The following is a 1,860-nucleotide window of genomic DNA, read 5'->3' as shown; positions in this document are numbered from 1 at the left end:
AAGATCAAGATCAAAAGCAGATCAAGAGCACAGCGGCCTCCCCGGCGTTTTTCAAGGTAGTTGTCGCGTCCACCATCGTGCTACGCGACCTTGATGCTCACTGTCAGCTCCCTTTCGGGGTTCAGATATACCGTTCCGGCTGGCTTCCAGTTGCGTGTCTCACCAGACCAACGCTCCGGTCTCTTTTCTCTAGCTTGCCCGTAGATTGCATCGCGCCGGGCCAGGATTTCCCGGTCTTTTCCCTCGTGACGTTGAGCCGGTGTCACAAAACGGATTCGGCTATGACGATGCTCGGTGTTGTACCAGGTCATAAAGTCCCTCACCCAAACACGCGCATCATCCAGGCTGCTAAAACCATCTAGTGGCCACTGCGGGCAGTATTTCAGCGTCCTGAACAGTGATTCCGAATACGGGTTGTCATTGCTGACCCGCGGTCGACCACGCGATGGCGTGATGCCCAGATCGTACATCTTGGTCAGCAGCGTCACCGACTTCATCGGCGCGCCGTTGTCAGAGTGCAGCACCAGCGGCTGGCGCCAGCACTGTTCCCGGGTCACGCTTCGTTGCAGTAATACTGCTGCTTTTTCACCACTTTCTACGTCGTAAACTTCCCAGCCCACCGCCTTTCGGCTGTAGATATCTTCGATCAGGTAGAGGTAGTAAAACTTCCCTCGAACGGGTGACGGCAGGTACGTGATGTCCCACGACCACACCTGATTAGCGGCTGTCGCCGCATGAGTGGTGGGTGCCGGATGACGATGAGGTCGCTTGGCACGTGAACGACGATGTTGCTGGCCTGCGGCATGCAACACACGATAAAACGTCGCCTCTGAGGCTACATAACGCCCCTCGTCCGCCAGTTGTGGCACGATCTGACTCGGGGGCAGATGCGCGTAAGCCTTGCTGTTGCACAGCGCTACGATGGACTGGCGCTCGGACTCGCTGAGCGCGTTGCTGGGCACGGGTCTTGAGGTTGTGGTACGCCCATCGGCCAGTATTTTTTCAGGCAAACTCCAGCGTTGCAGTGTCCGTAGCGAAATGCCGACCTCCAGACAAGCAGGCGCCCTGCGGGCGCCCGCCGCGATGGCTTCACTGAGCCAACCAACGAGTAAATACCGTTCTGGCAACAAGGTCAGTTGCCCTCGTCGTCGCTCCCCCAGTAGGCATTGAGCTTTTTTCGCAACACCAGTAACGCCGCTGTCTCAGCCAATGCCGCATCCTTGCGCCGCAGTTCGCGCTCAAGCTCGCGGATACGGTTTTTATCGTTCTTCGACTGGCCGGTGTTTACATTTTTAACCTTTGTTTGCTGGGTGCTACTGGCGATAAATGCATTGCGCCAATCAGTGATTTGCTCAGGAAAAATCCCTTTTCGCCGGCAGTACTCACCCAGTTCCAGCTCTGACAGAGCTGCTGTTTCTATGATGACCGCCATTTTGGATTCGGCTGACCAATTCTCAACAGGTTGTTTGGTGTCGGACAATTGCGTTCCTCTGGCAGCGGCTTGCTTGCGCCAATAATGGAGAGACATATCGCTGCAACCTTCGCGGCGAGCGACCTCCGCCGCCGAGAGGCTCAGGGGCGGAAGCATCATTTTTAGCAGCGCAGCTTTGCGCTCTTCTGAGTAGAAAGGCATGACCATACTCTTGCCGCCCCCGGAATGTTTTTAAAAAAGTGGGGGCACGACAACTACCCTGACACCGGGGGGCTTTAGCTTTTGATTTTGCTCTTCAACACTCAAGCCGGCCGGTAGGCCGCTGTGCTGTTGATCTGCTTTTGATCTTAGGCGCCCCGTTAAACCACGCTGGCCGAACGCAGGCTTTGGAGCGTGGGTAACCTGGCAGGACGCCAGGTTAGCCGTCC

Annotated in this window: 1 protein-coding gene; it reads right to left on the bottom strand. The window is 56.4% G+C overall.

Annotated features, from left to right (window positions below; all coding sequences use genetic code 11):
- Positions 1-80: 80 nt before the first annotated feature.
- Positions 81-1,633 (bottom strand): IS3 family transposase gene (locus HX786_RS28525; RefSeq protein WP_178912913.1). Its coding sequence is split into 2 segments (ribosomal slippage): positions 81-1,171 and positions 1,171-1,633, totalling 1,554 coding nucleotides; the frame shifts between segments, so codons are not numbered across the junction.
- Positions 1,634-1,860 lie beyond the last annotated feature (227 nt).

Source organism: Pseudomonas sp. 21615526 (assembly GCF_013386245.1).
Classification (GTDB): Bacteria; Pseudomonadota; Gammaproteobacteria; order Pseudomonadales; family Pseudomonadaceae; genus Aquipseudomonas.
This window is presented reverse-complemented; position numbering and strand designations above follow the sequence as displayed.